The organism is Streptomyces purpurascens (genome assembly GCF_045040895.1).
In the GTDB taxonomy this organism is placed as follows: domain Bacteria; phylum Actinomycetota; class Actinomycetes; order Streptomycetales; family Streptomycetaceae; genus Streptomyces; species Streptomyces purpurascens.
The window spans coordinates 1,435,039-1,456,851 of the sequence record NZ_CP108341.1 but is presented as its reverse complement, the minus strand read 5'-3'; the positions used below and the strand labels follow the sequence as shown (position 1 = coordinate 1,456,851).

Annotated in this window: 22 protein-coding genes; 8 read left to right on the top strand and 14 right to left on the bottom strand. The window is 72.7% G+C overall.

The genetic code is table 11. The features are described 5' to 3' along the window. Positions 1 to 39: 39 nt before the first annotated feature. On the top strand, positions 40 to 558 hold the full coding sequence (locus tag OHU35_RS06620) for an immunity 21 family protein (protein WP_189724473.1): 519 nt from the start codon (positions 40 to 42) through the stop codon (positions 556 to 558). 148 nt (positions 559 to 706) lie between these two features. Continuing rightward, on the top strand, positions 707 to 1,540 hold the full coding sequence (locus OHU35_RS06615; protein WP_405505007.1) for an SDR family oxidoreductase: 834 nt from the start codon (positions 707 to 709) through the stop codon (positions 1,538 to 1,540). Here the strand turns inward: OHU35_RS06615 and OHU35_RS06610 are convergent, their stop codons facing one another. Then, the gene (locus OHU35_RS06610; RefSeq protein ID WP_405505005.1) at positions 1,541 to 3,232 is read right to left on the bottom strand and encodes a DUF885 domain-containing protein; all 1,692 of its coding nucleotides are present in this window, start codon (positions 3,230 to 3,232) and stop codon (positions 1,541 to 1,543) included. It lies immediately after the preceding gene. 31 nt (positions 3,233 to 3,263) lie between these two features. Beyond that, positions 3,264 to 3,755: an Lrp/AsnC family transcriptional regulator gene (locus OHU35_RS06605; RefSeq protein ID WP_189724470.1), complete on the bottom strand. Its 492-nt coding sequence runs from the start codon at positions 3,753 to 3,755 to the stop codon at positions 3,264 to 3,266. A gap of 60 nt (positions 3,756 to 3,815) precedes the next feature. Between OHU35_RS06605 and OHU35_RS06600 the strand changes: the two genes are divergently transcribed. After that, positions 3,816 to 5,039: a trans-sulfuration enzyme family protein gene (locus OHU35_RS06600; RefSeq protein ID WP_405505004.1), complete on the top strand. Its 1,224-nt coding sequence runs from the start codon at positions 3,816 to 3,818 to the stop codon at positions 5,037 to 5,039. Between the two features lie 8 nt (positions 5,040 to 5,047). Here OHU35_RS06600 and OHU35_RS06595 read toward each other — a convergent pair whose 3' ends face one another. From OHU35_RS06595 to OHU35_RS06575, 5 genes are all read right to left on the bottom strand, one after another. Beyond that, the gene (locus OHU35_RS06595) at positions 5,048 to 6,292 is read right to left on the bottom strand and encodes a GNAT family N-acetyltransferase (RefSeq protein ID WP_405505003.1); all 1,245 of its coding nucleotides are present in this window, start codon (positions 6,290 to 6,292) and stop codon (positions 5,048 to 5,050) included. Positions 6,293 to 6,441: 149 nt separating this feature from the next. Further along, the gene (locus OHU35_RS06590; RefSeq protein WP_405505001.1) at positions 6,442 to 8,016 is read right to left on the bottom strand and encodes an alkaline phosphatase D family protein; all 1,575 of its coding nucleotides are present in this window, start codon (positions 8,014 to 8,016) and stop codon (positions 6,442 to 6,444) included. Positions 8,017 to 8,154: 138 nt separating this feature from the next. Continuing rightward, the gene (locus tag OHU35_RS06585) at positions 8,155 to 9,594 is read right to left on the bottom strand and encodes a PLP-dependent aminotransferase family protein (protein ID WP_405505000.1); all 1,440 of its coding nucleotides are present in this window, start codon (positions 9,592 to 9,594) and stop codon (positions 8,155 to 8,157) included. A 48-nt stretch (positions 9,595 to 9,642) separates the two neighbouring features. After that, positions 9,643 to 10,473: an alpha/beta fold hydrolase gene (locus tag OHU35_RS06580; protein WP_189724465.1), complete on the bottom strand. Its 831-nt coding sequence runs from the start codon at positions 10,471 to 10,473 to the stop codon at positions 9,643 to 9,645. 107 nt (positions 10,474 to 10,580) lie between these two features. After that, entirely contained in the window at positions 10,581 to 11,234 is a 654-nt protein-coding gene (locus tag OHU35_RS06575) for an NADPH-dependent F420 reductase (protein ID WP_189724464.1), read from the bottom strand. Between the two features lie 110 nt (positions 11,235 to 11,344). On the opposite strand from OHU35_RS06575, the gene OHU35_RS06570 reads away from it, so the two are divergent. Both OHU35_RS06570 and OHU35_RS06565 read left to right on the top strand, forming a co-directional pair. Beyond that, complete coding sequence (locus tag OHU35_RS06570) at positions 11,345 to 12,229, top strand: RNA polymerase sigma-70 factor (RefSeq protein ID WP_405504999.1); 885 nt, start codon at positions 11,345 to 11,347, stop codon at positions 12,227 to 12,229. 168 nt (positions 12,230 to 12,397) lie between these two features. Further along, positions 12,398 to 13,159, top strand: coding sequence for a GntR family transcriptional regulator (locus OHU35_RS06565; RefSeq protein ID WP_189724462.1), 762 nt, complete (start codon positions 12,398 to 12,400; stop codon positions 13,157 to 13,159). A gap of 66 nt (positions 13,160 to 13,225) precedes the next feature. On the opposite strand, the gene OHU35_RS06560 is transcribed toward OHU35_RS06565, so the two are convergent. The 3 genes from OHU35_RS06560 to OHU35_RS06550 all read right to left on the bottom strand — a co-directional run bounded on the left by OHU35_RS06560 (position 13,226) and on the right by OHU35_RS06550 (position 16,323). Then, the gene (locus tag OHU35_RS06560; protein WP_405504998.1) at positions 13,226 to 14,383 is read right to left on the bottom strand and encodes an ROK family transcriptional regulator; all 1,158 of its coding nucleotides are present in this window, start codon (positions 14,381 to 14,383) and stop codon (positions 13,226 to 13,228) included. Positions 14,384 to 14,470: 87 nt separating this feature from the next. After that, positions 14,471 to 15,133, bottom strand: coding sequence for a response regulator transcription factor (locus OHU35_RS06555; RefSeq protein ID WP_189724460.1), 663 nt, complete (start codon positions 15,131 to 15,133; stop codon positions 14,471 to 14,473). A 14-nt stretch (positions 15,134 to 15,147) separates the two neighbouring features. Then, complete coding sequence (locus OHU35_RS06550) at positions 15,148 to 16,323, bottom strand: sensor histidine kinase (protein ID WP_189724459.1); 1,176 nt, start codon at positions 16,321 to 16,323, stop codon at positions 15,148 to 15,150. Positions 16,324 to 16,431: 108 nt separating this feature from the next. On the opposite strand from OHU35_RS06550, the gene OHU35_RS06545 reads away from it, so the two are divergent. The 3 genes from OHU35_RS06545 to OHU35_RS06535 all read left to right on the top strand — a co-directional run bounded on the left by OHU35_RS06545 (position 16,432) and on the right by OHU35_RS06535 (position 18,584). Beyond that, positions 16,432 to 17,352, top strand: a complete 921-nt coding sequence (locus OHU35_RS06545) for an ABC transporter ATP-binding protein (RefSeq protein ID WP_359894966.1) — start codon at positions 16,432 to 16,434, stop codon at positions 17,350 to 17,352. 2 nt (positions 17,353 to 17,354) lie between these two features. Then, positions 17,355 to 18,083: an ABC transporter permease gene (locus OHU35_RS06540; protein ID WP_405504997.1), complete on the top strand. Its 729-nt coding sequence runs from the start codon at positions 17,355 to 17,357 to the stop codon at positions 18,081 to 18,083. A 69-nt stretch (positions 18,084 to 18,152) separates the two neighbouring features. Continuing rightward, the gene (locus tag OHU35_RS06535; RefSeq protein ID WP_359894970.1) at positions 18,153 to 18,584 is read left to right on the top strand and encodes a hypothetical protein; all 432 of its coding nucleotides are present in this window, start codon (positions 18,153 to 18,155) and stop codon (positions 18,582 to 18,584) included. Here OHU35_RS06535 and mug read toward each other — a convergent pair. The 4 genes from mug to OHU35_RS06515 are packed head-to-tail and all read right to left on the bottom strand — an operon-like array spanning position 18,562 to position 21,765. After that, positions 18,562 to 19,134 (bottom strand): G/U mismatch-specific DNA glycosylase, encoded by a 573-nt coding sequence (gene mug, locus OHU35_RS06530; RefSeq protein WP_189724455.1) that lies wholly within the window; start codon positions 19,132 to 19,134, stop codon positions 18,562 to 18,564. The two genes, OHU35_RS06535 and mug, sit on opposite strands and share 23 nt — an antisense overlap. An 8-nt stretch (positions 19,135 to 19,142) precedes the next feature. After that, positions 19,143 to 20,585, bottom strand: coding sequence for an adenylosuccinate lyase (purB, locus tag OHU35_RS06525; RefSeq protein WP_189724454.1), 1,443 nt, complete (start codon positions 20,583 to 20,585; stop codon positions 19,143 to 19,145). 58 nt (positions 20,586 to 20,643) lie between these two features. Then, entirely contained in the window at positions 20,644 to 20,985 is a 342-nt protein-coding gene (locus tag OHU35_RS06520) for a DUF4326 domain-containing protein (protein ID WP_359894972.1), read from the bottom strand. A gap of 6 nt (positions 20,986 to 20,991) precedes the next feature. Continuing rightward, complete coding sequence (locus OHU35_RS06515) at positions 20,992 to 21,765, bottom strand: SGNH/GDSL hydrolase family protein (protein ID WP_405504996.1); 774 nt, start codon at positions 21,763 to 21,765, stop codon at positions 20,992 to 20,994. Positions 21,766 to 21,813: the final 48 nt, after the last annotated feature.

The window sequence follows — 21,813 nt, the reverse complement described above, 5'->3', positions numbered from 1 at the left end:
GGCACGGTGCGGCGAGTCAGCGTTGTAGGTTCTTGCCTCATGGTGCGATACGCGGAGCCGGGCACGGTGGAGTGGGTGGAGTCGGGCGGCGGACCGCTGATAGCGGTGCCCGAGACGGTTCTGCCGTTCTGGGCGGGCGCGGACGGCGAGGAGACGGCGTCCGACTACGACCGGGCCTGTGAGGTGGACGGACACGTCGGGTTGCTGCCGGTCGGCGACTGCACGGCGCTGGTGCTGGGCGACGAGCCCGCCTCGACGGCCTATCTGCCCGACCAGGGCGTGTTCGTGCGGTGGTGTGCGGGCAACTCCGAGGGCGAGTTGCTGGCGAGTGTGCCGGTGGCTGTCGATTCGGCTGAGTGGGAGCCGGAGGTCAGCTGGGACGTGCCCGGGGCCGTCCTTCTGTTCGACGCGGCCTGGCCTGGGGGCGAGCCTTCGGGGAGCGACCGTGTGCGGGTTGTTCTGGAGCCGGGGCGTTATGCGGTTCGGGCGGCTCGGGTGCAGCCGGGGCCCGAGACGTGGCTGGGTCTGGTGCAGCTTCGGTTGGTGGCGCCGAGGTAGCCGGGGGTTCTTGGCCGTTGGCGTGCGCGGGTTGTTCGTGGCCGATCGCGCCCACGCGGCGGAGCCGCAGATCAGCACAGCCCCGCGCCCCTGAAAGAGGGGCGAAAATCGTGTGCGTCGATCGAGAAGCCCGGCCACGATGATCCGTATGCCGCGACTTCCTCACCCCGAACCCGAAGAACTGCGCCGTGACCCCCTGCCCCTGCGTGGCCGTACGGCCCTGGTGACCGGGGCCAGTCGGCGCGGTGGGATCGGGCATGCCGTGGCGCGGCGGCTCGCCGCCTATGGGGCGAGTGTCTATCTGCATCATCATGTGCCGCACGATGCCGGCCTGCCCTGGGGCGCCGACCGGCCCGAAGACGTCCTGGAATCCGTGCGCGGCGCGCTCGGTGACCCCGAAGCGCGGGTCGTCGCCGGGCCCGGTGACCTGGCTGACCCGGCCGTGCCCGCCGAACTGATCGGCAGGGCCGCCGAGTCCCTCGGCGGGCGGCTCGACATCCTCGTCGCCAACCACGCGCAGAGCGGATTCGACGGCGCTCTGGACGAGATCGACACGGCGATGCTCGACACGCACTGGGCGGTGGACACCCGCTCGGTCCTGCTGCTCGTCCAGGCACACGCCCGGCTGCGGACCCCGGGCCCCGGAGGCCGCGTCGTGATGATGACGTCAGGCCAGGACATCGCGGGCGGTATGCCCGGCGAGATCGCCTACGCCCTCCAGAAGGGCGCCCTCGCCTCGATCACCCGCTCCCTGTCGACCACCCTCGTCGAACAGGGAATCACGGTGAACACCGTCAACCCCGGTCCTGTCGACACCGATTACCTGAACGGCGAGGCGTACGAGGCCGTGGCGGCCGGATTCCCCTCCGGACGGTGGGGCATGCCCGACGATCCGGCCCGCCTCATCGCCTGGCTCGCGACGGACGAGGCGGGCTGGATCACCGGTGAGGTCATCAGTTCCGAAGGCGGATTCCGGCGCTGATCAGAGGGCGGACAGCTCGTCCACCAGGTCGTCCAGGCCCAGCGAGCCCTGCGAGAGAGCCGCCATGTGCCACGCCTTCGGGTCGAAGGCGTCGCCGTGCCGGGCGCGGGCGTTCTCGCGGCCGAGCAACCAGGCCCGCTCGCCGAGCTTGTAGCCGATGGCCTGGCCCGGCATGGACAGATAGCGCGTCAGCTCGCTCTCCACGAAGTCCGCGGGGCGGCTGCTGTGCGAGCCGAAGAACTCCTGCGCCAGCTCGGGCGTCCAGCGCTCCCCGGGGTGGAAGGGGGAGTCGTCCGGGATCGTCAGCTCCAGGTGCATGCCGATGTCGATGATGACGCGCACGGCCCGCATCATCTGCGCGTCCAGATAGCCCAGCCGACGCTCCGGGTCCGTCAGGAAGCCCAGTTCGTCCATCAGCCGCTCCGCGTACAGCGCCCAGCCCTCGGCGTTGGCGCTCACCATGCCGACGCTCGCCTGGTAGCGGGAGAGGTCCTGCGCCACGTGCTTCCACTGGGCCAGCTGGAGGTGGTGGCCGGGGACGCCCTCGTGGTACCAGGTCGACACCAGGTCGTAGAGGGGGAAGCGCGTCTCGCCCATGGTCGGCAGCCAGGTGCAGCCAGGCCGCGAGAAGTCGTCCGACGGCGGTGTGTAGTACGGGGCCGCGGCGCTGCCCGGAGGGGCGATGCGCGACTCCACCCGGCGTACCCGCTCGGCCAGGTCGAAGTGGGTGCCGTCGAGTGCGTCCATCGCCTCGTCCATGAGGGACTGCAGCCAGTCGCGGACCTCGTCGACGCCCTCGATGTGCGTGCCGTTCTCGTCCAGGTGCGCCAGCGCCACCCACGGCGTGGCCGCGCCCGGCAGGATCTTCTCGGCCTCGGTCTTCATCTCGCCGAGGAGGCGGTGGTACTCGGACCAGCCGTAGGCGTACGCCTCGTCCAGGTCGAGGTCCGTGCCGTTGAAGTAGCGCACCCAGCGCGCGTACCGCTCCCGGCCCACCACGTCCGGCGCGCCCTCGATCGCCGGCGCGTACACGTCCCGCATCCAGTCGCGCAGCCGCAGGACCGCCTCGGTGGCCGAGCGGGCGGCGGTGTCCAGCTCGGACCGCAGGGACTCGGGGCCCGCGGCCGCGAACTGCTCGAACCAGCCGTGGCCCGCGCCGTCCGCGTCGGCCCACTCGCCGAGCTGCTCCACGAACGTGGCCGTGGCGCGGGGCCCGGCGTGCAGCTTCCGCTCCAGGCCGAGCGCCAGGGACTCCCGGTACCCCTCCAGCGCGGCCGGGACCGCGCGCAGCCGCTCCGCGATCGCCGTCCAGTCCTCCTCCGTCTGCGCCGGCGTCACGGTGAACACCTGCCGCACCGCATGGGCGATGGAGCTCAGGTTGCTGACGGACCGCAGGCTCTCCTCGGCGTCGTGCACGGCGAGTTCGGCGTTGAGCCGCTCGCGCAGCAGCCGCGCGCAGCGGCGTTCGATCTCACTGTCCGCGCCGGGCAGCCGCTCGGCCTCCTCCAGCCGGGCCAGCGTCCGGCGCGCCAGCTCCGCGGACGCCTCCTGGCCCGCGGGCGAGGTGTCGGGCAGCCTGCTCGAACTCTCCATCACGCCGAGGAACGTGCCGGTGATCGGGTCGAGGGCGACGAGTTCGTCGACATAGGCGTCGGCGACCTCACGGGGCAGCGGGCTCTTGATCTCAGACATGCGGCCATCCTCGTACGACGGGAAGCGCACGTCATCCGGATTGAGCCGAGGGCGAAGGCGGCAGCAGCGGTCCGCACTCCCACTGCTGGAAGATCAGCCGGGTCTCCACGCGCGCCACCTCCCGCCGCGAGGTGAACTCGTCCAGCACGAGCCGCTGCAGGTCGGCCATGTCGGCGACCGCGACATGGACGAGGTAGTCGTCCGGGCCGGTCAGGTGGAACACGGTCCGCGACTCCGCCAGTGCGCGGATCCGCTCCACGAACGGCCCCACCAGCTCCCGTCGGTGCGGCCTGACCTGCACCGACAGCAGCGCCTCCAGGCCTCGCCCGAGCTTGGCCGGATCGAGCTCCAGCCGGTGCCCGAGGATCACGCCCGAGCGGCGCAGCCGGGTCACCCGGTCCAGACAGGTCGACGGCGCCACGCCCACCTGCGCGGCGAGATCCCGGTACGTCGCCCGGGCGTCGTTCTGCAACAGCCGCAGAAGGTGGAGATCCACCGGGTCCAGTACGACAGATTCGGCCATCGGCCGAACGTAACACGGCATTCTTCCGAGCAGAACCGGTCAGTGTTCACTCTTCCCTCCATGGACATGGACATGGACATGAACACGGGAACCGCACCGAGGGCACTCGCCACCGAGGCCGTCCACGCCGGGCGGGACGACCTCGCCCGGCAGGGGCTGCACGCCCCGCCGATCGACCTGTCCACCACCTACCCGTCGTACGACAGCCGCGGCGAGGCGGCCCGGATCGACGCGTTCGCCGCCACGGGCTCGGAGCCGGACGGCCCGCCCGTCTACGGGCGGCTGGGCAATCCGACCGTCGCCCGCTTCGAGACCGCGCTGGCCCGCCTGGAGGGCACCGAGGCGGCGGTCGCGTTCGCCAGCGGCATGGCCGCGCTGAGCGCCGCCCTGCTCGTACGCGCCTCGATGGGGCTGCGGCACGTCGTGGCCGTACGTCCCCTCTACGGATGCAGCGACCATCTGCTGACCGCCGGGCTGCTGGGCTCGGAGGTGACCTGGACCGACCCGGCCGGAATCGCCGACGCGCTGCGCCCGGACACCGGGCTGGTCATGGTGGAGTCCCCGGCCAACCCCACGCTGGCCGAGGTCGACCTGCGGGCCGTCGCACACGCCTGCGGCTCGGTCCCGCTGCTCGTGGACAACACCTTCGCCACCCCGGTCCTCCAGCGCCCCGCCGAGCAGGGTGCGCGGCTGGTGCTGCACAGCGCCACCAAGTACCTCGGCGGACACGGGGACGTGCTGGCAGGCGTGATCGCCTGCGACGAGGAGTTCGCGGGCAGGCTGCGCCAGGTGCGGTTCGCCACGGGCGGAGTGCTGCACCCGCTGGCCGGCTACCTGCTGCTGCGCGGGCTGTCCACCCTCCCCGTACGGGTCCGGGCCGCCTCCGCCACCGCCGCCGAACTCGCCCGCCGCCTGGCCGCCGACCCGCGAGTGGCCCGCGTGCACTACCCGCGCATCGGCGGCGCGATGGTCTCCTTCGAGGTGCACGGCGACCCGCACGAGGTCATCGCCGGCGTCCGCCTCATCACCCCCGCCGTCAGCCTCGGCAGCGTCGACACCCTCATCCAGCACCCGGCGTCCATCAGCCACCGCATCGTGGACGCGGACGACCGACGCGACGCCGGGGTGAGCGACCGGCTGTTGAGGATGTCGGTGGGCTTGGAGGACGTGGAGGACCTCTGGAGGGACCTGGACAGGTCCCTCCCCGGGGCGCGGGGCTGTGCTGATATGCGGCTCCGCCGCGTGGGCGCGACAAGCCACAGCGCACCCGCGCTCGCCGACTGACGCCATCCCTACGGCGTTGAGGCACTCCCCAATTCACCCGCACGCGACGCAACGGGCTCACCCAGCCGCGCCGTGATCACCAGCGTCCCCTCCTCGACCTGATAGTCGAGAGGAAGCCCCAGCCCCCGCATCGCCGCGACCATGCCCGTGTTGGACGCCTGCGTCACGGCATACACACTCGCGCACCCGGCGTCCACCGCCATCGCCACCAGCCTGCGCAGCAACTCGGCGCCGACACCCCGACGCTGCCACGCGTCCTCGACGATCAGCGCGACCTCGGTCTCGTCGCCGTCCCACAGCAGATGCCCGAGCCCGACCACCCGCCCCGACGCGGTCTGCACGGCGAGCGTACGGCCGAAGCGGGGGCTGAGCAGGTGGTTCAGATACCGGTCGGCATCGCCGACCGGACCGTGGTAGCGAAGCCTCAGCGTGCGGTCCGAGCACCGCTCGTGCATGGCCCGGGCCGGCTCCAGATCACGGGTGTCGGCCCGGCGCACGGTGATGTCGGAGCCCTCGGCGAGGGTGAGTACGTCCCGGCCGTGCGGGACGCGCGGGCCGAGCCGGGCGTCCAGTTCCACCAGGGCCCTGGCCCGGGCGAACTCGGTCGGGGTGAACGGCAGGTACGGCCGCTCCACGGTGATCACCCCGCCTTCCGGGGCGCGCAGGCGCAGCACGGTGTCGTCGAGGGCGCCCTCCACCGGCACGCCGCCGGGCGCCCGGTCGCCGCCGGCCGGTGCGGGCTGGGAGCGGATCGTGCAGCGGCCCAGCAACTGCCGCAGGGCCAGCGGCAGTTCCGCGGCGTCCAGGGCGGTGCGGGCGGCGAGTCCCAGGACCCGGGTCGGCGCGTCCACCAGGTCGTGGGCGTCGGCCCGCTCGATCCAGGTCTCGGTGCCGCCGGCCGTCCGGACCGCTGTGGTGATCCCGGACGCCGGCAGCTCGCCCGGGGCCCGCAGCAGGAACTCGTCCACCGTGCCGTCGGCCAGCGGATGCGTCTGCAGGCTCAGGATGTCGACGCCGTGCCCGGCGAGGGCCGTGCACAGCGCCGCCAGCGACCCCGGTTCGTCCTGCACCGTGGTCCGCATCCGCCACAGCGTGCTCGCCCCCGGCACCGGCTCCGGTGCCGGGGACTCGGTATGGTCCGTCGGCGGCGCGTTCTCATGGCGTCGTGTCCGCCAGGCGCGGAGCGCCGTGGTGAACCGCCGCATCGTGGTGGCCGGGCGGCAGTTGTTCTTCTCGTGCGTCGCTCCAGTCATTTTTCGCGTCATGCACCCACTGTGACGGAACGGTGTTGCGTGATCGCGAACTCTTTGTGACTGGCGGGTAAAGGGGGCAGTCTGCCCCCTTTGTCGACGCTTCAAACGTTGCGCTCCGTACTTACCGGACCGGACAGCACCACGGGAACCTACTGGCCGACCCGGCCCGGCTGGAGCACCTGCGTGAAGAGCACGGTGCCGTCCTGCTCGCGCAGACGGACCGTCAGCTCGCCGCTGCCGCCGTCGATGTCGACCTCGCCGAAGAACTGGTAGCCGTCGGCGGGCGAGACGTTGGCGGTCGTCGGCGCCTTGATGAACACCCGGTCCGGACCGAAGGTGCCGTCGAGCGTGTTCGCCGGGAAGGCGCCGGCGTTGAGCGGGCCCGACACGAACTCCCAGAACGGCTCGAAGTCGGTGAAGGCCGCCTTCGACGGCAGGTAGTGCTGCGCCGAGGTGTAGTGCACGTCGGCCGTCAGCCACACGGTGCCCGTGATCCGCCGGTGCTTGATGAACCGCAGCAGTTCGGCGATCTGCAGCTCGCGGCCCAGCGGCCTGCCGGGGTCGCCCTGCGCGACGGCCTCGATGTTCGGCTTGCCGTCACCGGTGTCCGGGACGACCAGACCGATCGGCATGTCGGAGGCGATCACCTTCCACACCGCCCGGGAGCGGGACAGTTCGCGCTTGAGCCACTCCAGCTGCTCGCGGCCGAGGATGCCCTGCGGGTCGGTGGGCTGGTCGTCCGTCGAGTTGGCGTTGCGGTAGGTGCGCATGTCCAGGACGAAGACGTCCAGCAGCGGGCCGTGGTGCTGCACGCGGTGGACCCGGCCGCCGGGGCGGCGCAGCGTCGAGATCGGGAAGTACTCCGAGAACGCCTGGCGGGCACGGGAGGCGAGCACGTCCACGTTCTTCTCGGTGTACCGGGTGTCGCCGAGGATCTCGCCCGGGTACCAGTTGTTGGTGACCTCGTGGTCGTCCCACTGGATGATGGACGGGACCCGGGCGTTGAAGGCGCGCAGGTTCTCGTCCAGGAGGTTGTAGCGGAAGTTGCCGCGGAACTCCGCCAGGGTCTCGGCGACCTTCGCCTTCTCCTCCGTGGTGATGTTCCGCCAGGTCCGCCCGCCGGGCAGGGCCACGGTCCCGGTGAGCGGGCCGTCGGCGTAGATGTTGTCGCCGCTGCAGAGGAAGAAGTCCGGGTCCAGGGCGCCCATCGCCTCGTAGATCCGGTAGCCGCCGAGGTCCGGGTTGATGCCCCAGCCCTGCCCGGCCAGGTCGCCGGACCAGACGAACCGCACCCCGTCGCGGCGTTTGGCGGACGCGGTGCGGAAGCTGCCGGTGACCGGCTCGCCGGTGCGGCGCGGGTCGTCCGGGTCGGCGAGCAGCACGCGGTAGTGGATCTGCTCGCCGGACGGCAGTCCGCGCAGCGGGGTCGTGCCGGTGAAGTCCGTGCCCGGGCCCAGCAACGGGCCGTGCCATCTGCGCGGGTTGCGGAACGACTCGGTCGCCGACGTCTCGACGATCATCCGGGCGGGCCGGTCGGACCGCACCCACACCAGCCCGGAGTCGCAGGTCACGTCTCCCGCCTGCACACCCCACCCCGCCTTCGGACGCCCGGACCGGGCGAAGGCCGGCGCCGCTCCGAGAGCGGTGGGCAGGGACAGGGCCGCCGACGCGGCGAGGGAGCCCCGAAGGACGCTACGGCGCCCGGGGAACGGACGGTGTGACATGGATACGCCTCCAGGGACGGGATCCGGCCAGTGTGCAGAGCCACAACTACTGGCACGCCGCAGCGCACACACGAACCCCAAGTGAACAACTGACCGCAGAGGCGGGGGAACCGGCACGCACGGGGGAACCCGCCGGAGTCACCCGGTGGCGGCCTGCGCCATCAGGCGTACGCCTTCGGCGATCCGGGCGGGCGGCACATGGGCGTAGCCCAGGACGAGCCGCACCTTCTTCGTCTCGGCGATCCCGGCCCGCGGGTGGGTGCAGGACGACAGCGGGCGCACCGCCACCCCGGCCTCCGCCACGCGCGCGAGGAACCGCTCCTCGGGGCCGTACCGCTCCGGCAGCGTGGCGATCACATGCAGGCCCGCGGCGATCCCGGACACCTCCGAGCCGGGGAAGTGCTCGTCCAGGGCGGCGACCAGCGCGTCACGCCGCTCGCGGTAGGCGCGCTGGCAGCGGCGCAGCTGGCGGTCGTAGTCGCCGCGTTCCAGGAACCGGGCGAACAGGGCCTGGTCGAGGGCCGGGTGCCCGAGGTCCATGGTGCGCTTGCGTTCGACGATCTCCTCCGCCCAGGACTCGGGCACCAGCAGCCAGCCCAGCCGCAGCCCGGGGGCGAGGGACTTGCTGACGGAGCCCGTGTAGGCGACATGGTCCGGGTCGAGTCCCTGGAGCGCGCCGACGGGGGCGCGGTCGTAGCGGAAGTCGCCGTCGTAGTCGTCCTCCAGGACGATGCCGTCCACCTCCCGTGCCCAGTCCAGCAGCCCGGCACGGCGGTCGGCCGAGTAGGCGATGCCGGTGGGGAACTGGTGGGCCGGAGTCGTCACCACGGCCCGTACGCCCGACGCCCGCAACGGCTCCAGGGCGACCCCCTCGCCGTCCACGGGCAGCGGCACGGCGGTCACCCCGGCCGAGGCGTACAGCGCGTCGTGCTGGGGGCTGCCGGGGTCCTCCACCCCGACGGCACGCACCCCCCGCGCGTGCAGCGCGAAACCGAGCAGGGTCGTCGCCTGGGCGACCCCGGAGACCACCACGATCCGCTCGGGGTCGGCCACCACGCCCCGCCGCCGGGCGAGCAGTCCGGCCAGCGCGGTGCGCAGCCGGGGCAGCCCGCGCGGATCGGGGTACCCCAGGTCCTGGTGCGGCAGATCCGCCAGTACATCGCGCTGCGCGGCGGCCCACGCCGAGCGCGGGAACAGCGACAGGTCCGGCGTGCCGGGCACGAAGTCCGCGCGGGCACCGGGGGAGCGCGGGGCGAGGTCGTGCGCCCGCGGCCGGGCGGCCCGTGCGGCCGCGCCCACCCAGGTCCCGGCGCCCCGGCCGCTGCGCAGATAGCCCTCCGCTGTCAGCTGCTCGTACGCCTCCGTGACCAGCCCCCGCGACACCCCCAGGTCCGCCGCGAGATCCCGGCTGGAGGGCAACCGCGTGCCCGGCGCGAGCCGACCCGAGCGGACCGCCTCGCGCAGCGCCGCCTGGAGGGACCGGCCACGCGTGCGTGCCGGTGCCGCGGCGGCGGGGAGCAGAAGCTCCCAGGCGGCGGACGCGGCACCGGTGCCCGGGGCGCTCTGCGGTGGCTTCATGAAGGGAGACCTTAGAGGCTCCCCGCCGCGCGCGGGCCTCGGTACGGGTCAGCGGCTGCCGTCGAGGACGACCCTGGCGACCAGCGCCGGGTCGTCGTTCATCGGGACGTGGCCGCAGCCCGGCAGCCGTACCAGCCGGGCCCCGGGGATGACGCCCTTGGCCCGCACGCCCTGGCGGGGGATGAGGAGCCGGTCCCGGCTGCCCCAGGCCACGGTGACCGGCGTGCCCACGATGTCGTCGGTGAACTGCACGGTCCGGCCGGAGCGGAGGGTCTCGGAGAAGCCCTGGGCCCGGGCCAGGGCCAGCGTCTCGGCGATCACGGCCTCGGGCGAACGGCGGCCCGGGCGGGCGTAGATGGTGCTCGTCAGCAGCGTCCGGCCGATCGCCGGGCGCGCCAGCCGTTCGACGACGGGCAGCGGCATCCGCCGGGCGATCTGCCGCATCGTCATCAGCACCGCGAAGGCGTAGCGGCGCTCGGCCTCGTTCCAGAACCCGGCGGGGGACAGCGCGGTGACGGAGCGGACGAGCCGGGCCCGGGCCAGGTCCAGGGCCAGCAGACCGCCCAGTGAGTTGCCCGCCACGTGCGGCCGCTCGATCTCCAGCGTCTCGCACAGCGCCGTGAGGACGGTGTTCATCGTCGACAGGTCGTGCGCCATGCCGCCCGGCAGTGCCGGCGACTCGCCGCACCCGGGCAGGTCGACGGCGATCACATCGCGCTCGGCCGCCAGCGCGGGGAGCACCGGGTCCCACACCTGCCGGTGGTGGCCGATGCCGTGCAGCAGGAGCAACGGGGCGCCGCTGCCCCGGCGCGTGTAGGACAGGGTGACGTTCTGCTCGCCGTGCGCGGAGGCGACTTTGAAGGAGACGGTGGCGGACATGGGGTGCTCCTCGGCTGTACTCGCTGACGGACGCTGTAGACAGCTTGTCAGCAATTGCTACCGGCGGGTAGCCCCAAGTTGTCGCCGCCTTCACGGCCACGGGCCGCTCAACGGGCCCGGCGCAGCTCCAGGTTGAAGTCCGCGTGCCCGAACTTCTGCATCAGGCCGACCCACAGCGGCAGCCACATCTCCACGGCGCGCGCGGCCCGGATGCCGCCGAGGTCGAGCACCCGCTCCTGAGGCCAGCCGAACTCCCCGAGGAGGGCCGTCACCTGCTCCTTGGCGCGCGCGTCGTCCCCGCAGACGAACACGTTGTGCTCGCCCGGCACCCGCCCGGGGTCCACCATCACCCGGCAGTTGATGGTGTTGAGCGTCTTCACCACGCGCGCGTTCGGGAAAGCCCGCTGGATCTGCTCGCCCACGCTGTCCGACTCGACGGGGGACAGCCGCAGCTCGCCCTCCTCGAACCCCAGCGGGTTGGAGACGTCCACGAGGATCTTCCCGTCGAGGTCCTCCGGCCTCACCGCGTCCAGCGCCGCGAGCGCGACCCGCCCGCCGACCGCGTTCACCACGACCTCGCCGAACGCCGCCGCCTCGGCGAACGTCCCCGCGTCCGCCCCTGCGCCCGCGGCGGAGGCCCACTCCACGGCGGCCGGGTTGTCCCTCGTGCGGGAGCCGAGCCGTACCTCGTGCCCCAGCTCCACCAGCCGGGCGCCGAGGGTGCGCCCGACGTCTCCCGTGCCCAGAACCGCGTACCGCATCGCCACCTCCGGGATCGCTGCCGGCGATCACCGGCGTCCTGTCGGCCATTCTGTCCGGGAACGGGCGATTCCGCCTGGACAGGGCCGCACCGGTGGGCTGGGATGGAGCCGTGACCACCGAGACCGCGACCGACCTCTTCGAAGCACACCGCCCCGTCCTGCTGGGCGTCGCCTACCGCATGCTGGGCCGCGTGGCCGACGCGGAGGACGTGGTCCAGGAGGCCTGGCTGCGCTGGTCGGGCAGCGACCGCGGCGACGTGCGCGAACCGCGCGGCTACCTCGTACGGATCACGACCCGCCTCGCCATCGACCGGCTGCGCCAGATCAAGTCCCGCGGGGAGACCTACGTGGGCCCATGGCTGCCCGAGCCGTACGTCACCGACTTCGGCGACACCGTGCCGGACACCGCAGAGCGGGCCGTGCTCGCCGACTCCGTCTCCCTCGCCGTCCTCGTCGTGCTGGAGTCGCTGTCACCGCTGGAGCGCGCCGTGTTCGTGCTGCGCGAGGCCTTCGGCTTCCCGTACGCCGACATCGCCGCCATGCTCGACCGCGGCGAACCGGCGGTACGCCAACTGGCCGGGCGGGCCCGCAGGCACGTCGAGGAGCGGCGGCCCCGCTACGAGGTCGACCCCGCCCAGCGCCGCGACCTCACCGAGCGGTTCCTCGCCGCCGCGGCCGAGGGCGACCTGGAAGGACTGATGGCGCTCCTCGCCCCGGACGTCCGTCTCGTCGGCGACAGCGGCGGCAAGGCGCGGGCGCCGCTGCGGGCCCTGCAGACCGCGGACAAGGTCGGCCGCTTCCTCGTCGGCGCCGCGCGGAAGGGCGTCCCGGACTTCGCCGTGCGTTTCCTGGAACTCAACGGCGGCCCGGCCGTGCTCGTCCTGTCCGGCGGCAAGCCCGACTCCGTCTTCCAGGTCGACGTCGCCGACGGGCGGGTCCAAGCGGTCTACATCGTCCGGAACCCCGACAAGCTCCGGTCCCTGGCCGTCGAGTAGCCGGTGCCGCCGTAGCCCCATAGGCCTCGCATGAACGCCCCGTGAACGTTCCCGGCCATTGGTCTTGACCAAGGATCAGGGCCGTCCTATGGTCGCAGAGAAGTGAAACAACCTTTAAAAAACAAGGGCGCGAAAAAGCCGCCGACCACGGCGATTGCGGAGGACAGGGTGGGGACCACGCAGCTGGAATCGGTGCCGGAACCGAAGTACTGGCATCTCAAGACCGTGCTCAGTGAAGCGCTCGACTCGGAATTCTCGGTGGGGGAGATCCTGCCCAACGAGCGCGACCTCGCGGCCCGCTTCGGCGTCGCCCGTGCCACGCTCCGCCAGGCCCTGGAGCAGCTCGAACTGGAAGGCAGGCTGCAGCGCCGCCGCGGTGTCGGCACGACCGTCGCCCCGCCGCGCATGGGCGTCTCCCTCGGCACCGGCCCGCACACCTGGCCCGGCGGCTCCGAGGACGCCTGGCAGCCCGTCGACTGCGCGGCGGCGGTGCCGTCGGCGGCTGTCGCCGAGGCGCTGGAGACCGGCCGTGACGAGGCCGTGCATGTCGTGCGCCGCTCCCGTGTGTCGAACGGCCGGCCGGTGGCCGCCGAGCTGCTGTACATCCCTCGGTCCTCGGTGCCCGAGCTCTCCGGTATCGACGCGCCGTCCGGAGCGGCACGCGCGCGTGCGGTGCTGCGTGAGCTGCAGCGGCTGGAGCTGGAGCGGCAGGAGAACGCGGTGGAGCTCGGCTCCGCCGGGGCGGACGACGCGAAGGAGCTGGACCGGCTTCCCGGGGCGCCCGTTCTCGTGGTGACGACGCGGTTCGTTGTCGCGGGGCGTACGGCTGCGCTCTCGGTGGCCACGTATCGTGCTGACACGTGCCGGTTGACTTTCGGTGACTCGGGTGGGGTGGAGATTCACGACGGGCCTCAGCGGCAGGCTTCCTGACCGTCACGGTCTGCGGGTGCGTCGTGGCTGGTCGCGCAGTTCCCCGTGCCCCTGAGGGGCGATGTCTCACCGGCGTGCCGTAGTCGTGCCCTCTACGCTGAACAGTTGTTCCTCCACGTGGTCCAGGGCCAGGCGCAGGGCCCCGGTCGCCACTGCCGCGTCGCCGAGGCGGGAGAGGGCGACCTGTGGGGGGCGCAGGCAGTAGCGGGAGAGTTCTTGGCGGAGAGGGTCCAGGACGCCGTCGAGGCCCGCTGCCCAGCCGCCGATGACGACCAGTTCCGGGTCGAGGGCGAGGACGAGGGCCGCCACGTCGTGGACCAGGCGCTGGAGGAAGCGGTCGACTGCCGCGCGGGCCCGCTGGTCGCCCTCGCGGGCCTGTGCGAAGACCTCGGCGACGGCCTGCTCGTCGAGCGGGTGCAGGGGTTCGTCGGTGGTGGAGAGCAGGGTCTCCGGCGTGACCTCCCGGCCCAGCAGATGCAGTGCGCCGATCTCGCCGGCCGCCCCGCCGTAGCCCCGGTGCAGCCGCCCCCCGATCAGCGCACCGGCGCCCGGGCTGAGCCCCGCCAGCACGAACACCACGTCGTCCGACTCGGTGGCCGCGCCCTTCCAGTGCTCGGCGACGGCGGCCGCGTTGGCGTCGTTCTCGACCAGCACCGGGCACTTGAAGGACCGGCTCAGCCGCTCGCCCAGCCGCAGCCCCGTCCACCCCGGCAGCGCGGTGCCCAGCCGCACCGTGCCGTCCGCCTCGACGATCCCGGGCGTCGCCACGCCCACGGCCCGCAGCGAGCCCCGTGCGACACCGGCCCGCCGCAGCAGCTCGGCGACCGCCCCGCGCAGCCGCTCCAGCCGCTCGTCGGCCCCCGCCGTCTCGGACACGTCCTTGGCCTGGGCGCCGATCACCCGGCCGTCCAGGTCGGCCAGCAGCGCGGCCACCCGGTGCGCCCCGACCTCCACACCCAGCAGATGCCCGGCCTCCGCCCGGAACCGGAACCGCCGCGCCGGGCGCCCCTGCCGCCGTGCGGCACCCTCCTCGGCCGCCTTCTCGACGACGAGCCCGGCCTCGATGAGCCCCTCGACGACGCCCTCGACGGTCGGCCGGGACAGCCCCGTCACCCGGGTGATCTCGGTCAGCGTCGCGCAGTCCGTGGCACGCAGCGCGTGCAGCACCACCGCGGAGTTGATCCTTCGCAGCAGCGAGGGATCCCCGCCGGTCAGCCGCCCCACCGTCCGTCCTCCCAGGTCGTGCGCGTGTTGGCCGGATCGTACTCGGCGCGGCGCGCCCCGGCGAGGGTCCGGACCCGGCCTCGCCGATCAGCCCGGTGCCACGAACCCCGACTCGTACGCGGCGATCACCGCCTGGGTCCGGTCCCGCGCCCCCAACTTCGCCAGCACGGCACTGACATGCGACTTCACGGTCTCCGTCCCGACGACCAGCCGGGCGGCGATCTCCGCGTTCGACAACCCCCGTGCCATCAGCCGCAGCACCTCGGCCTCGCGCTCGGTCAGCTGGGCCCGCTCCATCACCGCCCGCGCCGCGCGGTTCCCGCCGTCGTCGCCGTACTCGGCGGCGAGCTGCCGCACCGAGGCCGGGAACAGCAGCGACTCGCCCTCGGCGATCAGCCGCACCGCGTGCACGATCTCGGCCGGCCGGGCCCGCTTGAGCAGAAACCCGTCGGCCCCGGCCCGCAGCGCCTCGTACACGTACTCGTCGTTCTCGAAGGTCGTCACCACCAGGATCCGCGGCGGCTCGTCGACCGTCCGCAGCAGCGCCCGGGTGGCCTCGATACCGTCCAGCAGCGGCATGCGCACGTCCATGGCGACCACGTCGGGCCGCAGCCGCCGCACGAGCGGGATCACCGCAGCCCCGTCCGCGGCCTCCCCGACGACCTCGATGTCGGGCTGTGCCTCCAGCACGGCCCGCAGACCCGCGCGTACGAGGGGTTCGTCGTCGACGAGGAGAACGGTGACCGGCATCCGGACAGCGTAGATCAACTCAACGGTAGTTCGACATGAACCTGCCAGTCACCTTCGTCGGGTCCGGTTCTGGCCCGTCCGCCGAGCAGGGCGGCGCGCTCGCGTATGCCGCGCAGGCCGCTGCCGCGTCCGGCAGGGCCGGGTATCGGCTCGGTCAGCGGGTTGCGTATCGCGAGGACGAGGGTGTCGCCGGTGACCTGGACACGTACCTGTGCCGGGACCGCCCCCGCGTGCCGCAGCACATTGGTCAGTGCCTCCTGGAGGATCCGGTAGCCCTCCCGGGACACCGGCCCCGGCACGGTGTCCACGGGGCCGGTCACCTCGGCGTCGACCTTCGCCCCGGAGGCACGCGCGGACTCCAGCAGACGGTCGGCGTCCACGAGCGTCGGCCTGCTGCTCACCGGCTTCTCCGACTCGCGCAGGATGCCGAGCACACGCTCCAGGTCCTCCAGGGCGGCCCGGCCGGTCTCCTCGATGGCGACCAGGGCACGGTCGGTGAACGCCGCGTCACCGGCCGCCCGCGCGGCCCCCGCCTGTACGACGGCGACCGTGAGCGCGTGACCGATGGAGTCGTGCAACTCGCGGGCGATGCGCGTGCGTTCCAGGAGTTGTTCGGTGCGTTCCTCCAGCGCCGCCATCCGCTCGGAGGGTGACGGTCCGAGGAGCCGCTTGGCCAGCGTGGTGATGAGCCGGCCCGCCCCCACCACGACCACGGCGAGCAGCAGCAGTGGCAGGGGGGCGAGCAGGGCGTGCCACCAGTGCTGCCCCTTGACGGGCACGAACCCATCGCCGGCGGGCTCGGTGCCGAACGCCGTCGTCGACAAGTCGATCGCGAGGAGGGGCAACTGGACGGAGAGGTGGGCCACGACCCAGCCGAAGACCAGCCGCGCCTCCAGCCACACCACCGTCCGGCCGCGATCGGCCCATGTGACCGACGGCGTGGTCACGATCTCGCCACTGTCACCGCCGTCCTGCCGATGACCGGTCAGCAGCAGCCTGGCCTGAAACCCCTCCACGACCCGCGTGACGGGCACGAGGCCCGCGAGCCCGAGCAGCACGGCTGCCGTGATCTGGGTCCACAACGCCTCCTGGATGAACAGCCAAAGCGAAGACCACACGATGGCCACCAACATGTGCAGCCACCGCGTGTACGTCACCGCCCGCGTGAGGGGGCGCAGCATGCGGACCATTGCGTCATCGTGCCAGCCACCACTGACAACGGACCTCCCCCGCACGGGGGAGGCGATCTCCACCGCCGGGGGAGGCCCGCACCCCGCACGACCGGCCAGGCTGCTGCCATGACCAGCATCGACGTCCAGTCCCTCACCAAGGAGTTCGGCACCAAGCGCGCCGTCGACGACCTCACGTTCCGCGTGCTGCCCGGCCGCGTCACCGGCTTCCTCGGCCCCAACGGCGCGGGGAAGTCCACCACCATGCGGCTGGTGCTCGGCCTGGACCGGCCGACCGCCGGTTCAGCGACCATCGGCGGACGCGGCTACCCGACCCTGCGCGAACCCCTGCGCCACGTCGGCGCCCTGCTCGACGCACAGGCGGCGCACGGCTCCCGTACCGCCCGCGACCACCTCCGTGTCCTGGCGGCGAGCAACCGCATCCCGGACCGCCGCGTCGACGAGGTACTGGAGGAAACCGGCCTGGCGTCGGTGGCCCGGCGCCGCGTACGGACGTACTCCCTGGGCATGCGCCAGCGGCTCGGCATCGCCGCCGCCCTGCTGGGCGACCCCGAGGTGGTCATGCTGGACGAGCCGTCCAACGGCCTCGATCCCGAAGGCATCGTGTGGATCCGGCAGTTGCTGCGACGGCTCGCGGGGGAGGGGCGGACGGTCCTGGTCTCCAGCCATCTGATGAACGAGACCGCGTCCTTCGCGGACCACCTCGTCGTCCTCGGCCGGGGCCGGCTGCTGGCCGACACCCCGATGCGGGACTTCATCCACGCACGCGTGCGGCCGCGCGTACGCATCCGCACGAGCGACCCCGCCGCCCTGCGGGGCGTCCTGGCCCGGCACGGCCACGAGGCCGAGGAGCACGCGGACGGTCACTGGACCGTGCACCACGCACGCGTGGACGACATCGGCCGCGTCGCCTCCGCCGCGGGTGTGCCGGTCCTGGAACTCGCGGCCGAGGAGGGCACCTTGGAGCAGGCCTACTTCGACCTCACGTCCGCCGAGACCGAGTTCACCGCCCAGCCCCAGGAGGCCTGACCATGGAACTCACGCCCGTCATCCGCTCCGAGTGGCTGAAGATCCGTACGCTCCGCTCGCTGCCGGGAGCCCTCCTGGCCCTGTTCGCCGCGACCACGGCGTTCTCCGCGATCGCCGGTGTCTCCGAGACGTCGGACCCGGGGTTCGACGCGCTGTTCACGTCCCTCTCGGGTGTCATACCGGGCCAGATCGCGGCTGTCGCCTTCGGTGCCATGGCCGTGTCGTCGGAGTTCCAGTCGGGAGCGCTCCGGCTCTCGCTGGCCGCGGTTCCCCGGCGCGGCCGGTGGTTCGCGGCCAAGGCGGCCGTCATCGCCGTACCGGCCCTCCTGGTGGGGCTGGTGACGGCTCTCGCCGCTCTCCTCGTGGCGCGGGCGAGCCTGGGCTCGGCGGCCGACGGGCTCGGCACCGGCGAGCAGGTGCGGGGTGTCGTGGGCTGCGGCGTCTACCTCATGCTGATGGCCCTGTTCGCCGCCGGGCTGGCCGCCGTGCTGCGCAGCGGCGTGGCCACACTGTCGCTGTTGATCCCGTTCATCCTCGTCGTAGGGTTCGTGATCGGTGACGCCACGGGCAGCGTCGCGGACTTCCTGCCCGACAAGGCGGGGCAGTTGGTCCTGCGGGAGTCGTACGACGGGGCGTCCCTCGGGCCGTGGTCGGGGCTCGCCGTGACCACGCTCTGGACGGCCGCCTCGCTGCTGGCGGGAGCGTGGAGCGTGCGCCGCCGGGACGCCTGACCGACAACGGGGTCGATGCCCCGCCGAGTGTCCCCGCCAAGTGTCGGTGGGGGCGGGTTTACTGGACCCATGAACATCGCACAGCACATCGCCCTCGTCGACGAGCTGTGCTACCGCCCCTTTCCGGCGGAGCACGGCCCGTCGGACGTCGGCAGCTCGGGACCCGGCTACCACGTCGCGGTGTTAGAGAGCGGGCCCTACGGCGGCCCCGCGACCCGGGCGGTGACGATCGACCAGTTCGAGAAGGACCGTGACGCCGTCTACGAGCTTCTCGCCTCGCGCTGGGGCGACACCGACCCCTACAACCTGCGGACGGTCCTGCTGCGCACCGAGCACGAGGAGATACCCCGGCCGTGGGCCGACCTCAGCGCACGCGCCGGTGTGGCGTACCTCTGGGAGGTGGAGGGCTCCGGCCGCTGGGTCGCCGTGGCGGTCGCGGACCGGGACGAGGCGGACGCGGTTCACCTGCTGGCCCTGGTCACGGAGTCGGACCCGCCGTAGGGGATCGGCTCCCGGCGGCTTCCCGCAGCCGTCCGAACTCCTCCGCCATGGTCTCGACCGTCCAGTGCGCGTTCAGCCCGCTCGGGTTGGGCAGCACCCACACACGCGTGTCCCCGAACGTCCGCGACTGCGGCCCGACCTGAGCCTTCCGGTCGTCGAACGCGGCGCGGTACGCGGTCACGCCCACCACCGCCAGCCAGTCCGGCCGCAATCGCTCCGCCTTCAGCGCGAGCAGCCGCCCGCCCTCCCGGTACTCCTCGGCGCTCAGCTCGTCCGCCCGAGCGGTCGGCCGGGCCACGACGTTGGTGATGCCGAGCCCGTACGACAGCAACTCCTGCTGTTCGGACGGCTTCAGCAGCCGCGGCGTGAAGCCGGACCGGTGCAGTACCGGCCAGAATCGGTTGCCGGGGCGGGCGAAGTGATGGCCCGTCGCGGCCGTCATCAGCCCGGGGTTGATCCCGCAGAACAGCACCCGCAGACCGTCCGCGACCACGTCGGGCACGACACGGTCGCGGGCGGCTTCCAGCTCCTCGGGGGTGAAGCGCGCCATGCGGCGCGTCAGAGAATCGCGCCGGGCGTGTAGCCCGCGGCCTGGGGGTGCTGCTTCACGATCTCCTCGACCCGGGCGACCACGGTGGCGACCTGGTCGCCCGCGGCACCGGTGAAGGACAGCTTGTCGGCCATCAGCGCGTCCAGCTGGGCGCGGTCGAGCGGAATGCGCGTGTCGGCGGCGAGCTTGTCGAGCAGCTCGTTGCGCTCGGCGCCCTGTTCGCGCATCGCGAGCGCGGAGGCGACGGCGTTCTCCTTGATCGCCTCGTGCGCGAGCTCCCGGCCCACGCCCGCGCGCACGGAACCCATCAGCACCTTGGTGGTGGCGAGGAACGGCAGGTACCGGTCCAGCTCGCGGGCGACGACCGCCGGGAAGGCGCCGAACTCGTCGAGCACCGTCAGGAACGTCTCCAGCAGACCGTCCAGCGCGAAGAACGCGTCCGGCAGCGCGACCCGGCGCACCACCGAGCAGGACACGTCGCCCTCGTTCCACTGGTCGCCCGCCAGCTCGCCGGTCATCGAGGCGTAGCCGCGCAGGATCACCATCAGGCCGTTGACGCGCTCGCAGGAGCGGGTGTTCATCTTGTGCGGCATCGCCGAGGAGCCGACCTGGCCCGGCTTGAAGCCCTCGGTGACCAGCTCGTGCCCGGCCATCAGCCGGACCGTCTTCGCCAGCGACGACGGCGCCGCCGCCAGCTGCACCAGCGCCGTCACGACCTCGTAGTCCAGGGAGCGCGGGTAGACCTGGCCGACCGAGGTGAACGCCTGCGAGAAGCCCAGGTGCGTGGCGATCCGCTGCTCCAGCTCCGCGAGCTTCGAGGCGTCTCCGCCCAGCAGGTCCAGCATGTCCTGCGCGGTGCCGACCGGGCCCTTGATGCCGCGCAGCGGGTAGCGGCCCAGCAGCTCCTCGACGCGGCCGTAGGCCACGAGCAGCTCGTCGGTGGCGGTCGCGAAGCGCTTGCCGAGGGTGGTGGCCTGCGCGGCGACGTTGTGCGAGCGGCCGGCCATGACCAGCTCGCCGTACTCGCCGGCCAGCTTGCCCAGACGCGCCAGGACGGCGACCGCGCGGTCGCGCATCAGCTCCAGCGAGAGGCGGACCTGCAGCTGCTCGACGTTCTCGGTGAGGTCGCGGGAGGTCATGCCCTTGTGCACGTGCTCGTGCCCGGCGAGGTCGTTGAACTCCTCGATCCGCGCCTTCACGTCGTGCCGCGTGACCTTCTCACGCTCGGCGATGGAGGCCAGGTCGACGGTGTCGAGGACACGCTCGTAGTCGGCGAGCGCCGCGTCCGGCACCTCGATCCCGAGGTCCTTCTGGGCGCGCAGCACGGCGAGCCAGAGCTGCCGCTCCAGCTTCACCTTCTGCTCGGGGGACCAGAGCGTGGCGAGCTCGGCGGAGGCGTACCGTCCGGCGAGGACGTTCGGGATGCGGGGCTTGGCGGGAGCGGAAGTCACGTGCACGGATTCTACTGGCGATTCGTGCAGGCCAGCGCACCGGCCTTTTCGTCGGAACCTACGAGAGGAGTTCGGCGAGCTCGGCCAGCACCTCCGCATGGCACCGCTCAGGCGCACACCAGCAGGCCAGCGTCCTGCCGCGCAGCTCGGGCACCAGTACGAGCAGATCCGGCCGCTCCAGCAGATACGCCCGGTATTTCGCCATCACCTCGGCGCGCGTGCCGTCCCGCTTCTTCGTCGGGGTGTCGTAGGCGAAGGGGTTGTACAGCGGGTGCCGGGGGAGGTCCCAGCCTCCGAGGGTCCAGCGGCGGCCGACGTAGACCACGTCCGAGGGCGCGTGCTCCAGCCGGGGGCCGAAGTCGTGGAGCCGGCCCCTGACGTTGATCACCCGCGTGGCCATGAGGGCCTACAGCTCGTACGGCAGCAGCTCGGGGCGCTTCGGCGGCAGCCCGTCGCCCGAGGAGCGGCCCGTCAGACGGCGGCCGATCCAGGGCAGCAGGTACTGCCGGGCGAACCGCACGTCCGCCGCGCGGCGCATGACCCAGCCCGGCGGCAGCGTCGTCGGCATCGGCGTGCGCCACTCGGTGTCCTCGGGCTCGTAGCCGAGCGTCTGCCACACGGCCTCGGCGACCCGGCGGTGGCCCTCGGCCGTCAGATGCAGCCGGTCCACGTCCCACAGCCGGGGGTCGCCGAGCGAGGGGGCGCCGTAGAGGTCGACGACGATCGCGTCGTGCCGGTCGGCGAGCTCGTCGACGCAGGCGAACAGCTCCTCCATGCGCGGCCGGAACCGCTCCAGGACGGGACCCCGCCGGCCCGGGCTCCGCATCAGCACGAGCTGCTTGCACGACGGGGCCAGCCGCTCCACCGCCTCCTCCAGGAGGGCGCGCACCCGGCCCATGTCGCACTTGGGCCGCAGCGTGTCGTTGAGCCCGCCGACCAGGGTGATCACATCGGGCTCCATGGCCGCCGCCACGTCCACCTGCTCGTCGACGATCTGCTGGATCAGCTTGCCTCGCACCGCGAGGTTGGCGTAGCGGAAGCCGGGTGTGCCGGCCGCCATCCGTGCGGCGAGCAGGTCGGCCCAGCCGCGGTAGGTGCCGTCGGTCAACAGGTCCGACATGCCCTCGGTGAAGGAGTCGCCGACGGCGACGAGGCTGCTGTGGGTGGGGTTCGTGTGCATGGCGACGGAAATAGTATCCCGTGCACATACCCAGCAGTCGGTCGGCCG

Coding starts and splice junctions, on each gene's coding strand:
- OHU35_RS06620 (WP_189724473.1), top strand. CDS start 40: ATGGTGCGATACGCGGAGCCGGGCACGGTGGAGTGGGTGGAGTCGGGC.
- OHU35_RS06615 (WP_405505007.1), top strand. CDS start 707: ATGCCGCGACTTCCTCACCCCGAACCCGAAGAACTGCGCCGTGACCCC.
- OHU35_RS06610 (WP_405505005.1), bottom strand. CDS start 3,232: ATGTCTGAGATCAAGAGCCCGCTGCCCCGTGAGGTCGCCGACGCCTAT.
- OHU35_RS06605 (WP_189724470.1), bottom strand. CDS start 3,755: ATGGCCGAATCTGTCGTACTGGACCCGGTGGATCTCCACCTTCTGCGG.
- OHU35_RS06600 (WP_405505004.1), top strand. CDS start 3,816: ATGGACATGGACATGGACATGAACACGGGAACCGCACCGAGGGCACTC.
- OHU35_RS06595 (WP_405505003.1), bottom strand. CDS start 6,292: ATGACTGGAGCGACGCACGAGAAGAACAACTGCCGCCCGGCCACCACG.
- OHU35_RS06590 (WP_405505001.1), bottom strand. CDS start 8,016: ATGTCACACCGTCCGTTCCCCGGGCGCCGTAGCGTCCTTCGGGGCTCC.
- OHU35_RS06585 (WP_405505000.1), bottom strand. CDS start 9,594: ATGAAGCCACCGCAGAGCGCCCCGGGCACCGGTGCCGCGTCCGCCGCC.
- OHU35_RS06580 (WP_189724465.1), bottom strand. CDS start 10,473: ATGTCCGCCACCGTCTCCTTCAAAGTCGCCTCCGCGCACGGCGAGCAG.
- OHU35_RS06575 (WP_189724464.1), bottom strand. CDS start 11,234: ATGCGGTACGCGGTTCTGGGCACGGGAGACGTCGGGCGCACCCTCGGC.
- OHU35_RS06555 (WP_189724460.1), bottom strand. CDS start 15,133: ATGCCGGTCACCGTTCTCCTCGTCGACGACGAACCCCTCGTACGCGCG.
- OHU35_RS06550 (WP_189724459.1), bottom strand. CDS start 16,323: ATGGTCCGCATGCTGCGCCCCCTCACGCGGGCGGTGACGTACACGCGG.
- OHU35_RS06545 (WP_359894966.1), top strand. CDS start 16,432: ATGACCAGCATCGACGTCCAGTCCCTCACCAAGGAGTTCGGCACCAAG.
- OHU35_RS06540 (WP_405504997.1), top strand. CDS start 17,355: ATGGAACTCACGCCCGTCATCCGCTCCGAGTGGCTGAAGATCCGTACG.
- OHU35_RS06535 (WP_359894970.1), top strand. CDS start 18,153: ATGAACATCGCACAGCACATCGCCCTCGTCGACGAGCTGTGCTACCGC.
- mug (WP_189724455.1), bottom strand. CDS start 19,134: ATGGCGCGCTTCACCCCCGAGGAGCTGGAAGCCGCCCGCGACCGTGTC.
- OHU35_RS06520 (WP_359894972.1), bottom strand. CDS start 20,985: ATGGCCACGCGGGTGATCAACGTCAGGGGCCGGCTCCACGACTTCGGC.
- OHU35_RS06515 (WP_405504996.1), bottom strand. CDS start 21,765: ATGCACACGAACCCCACCCACAGCAGCCTCGTCGCCGTCGGCGACTCC.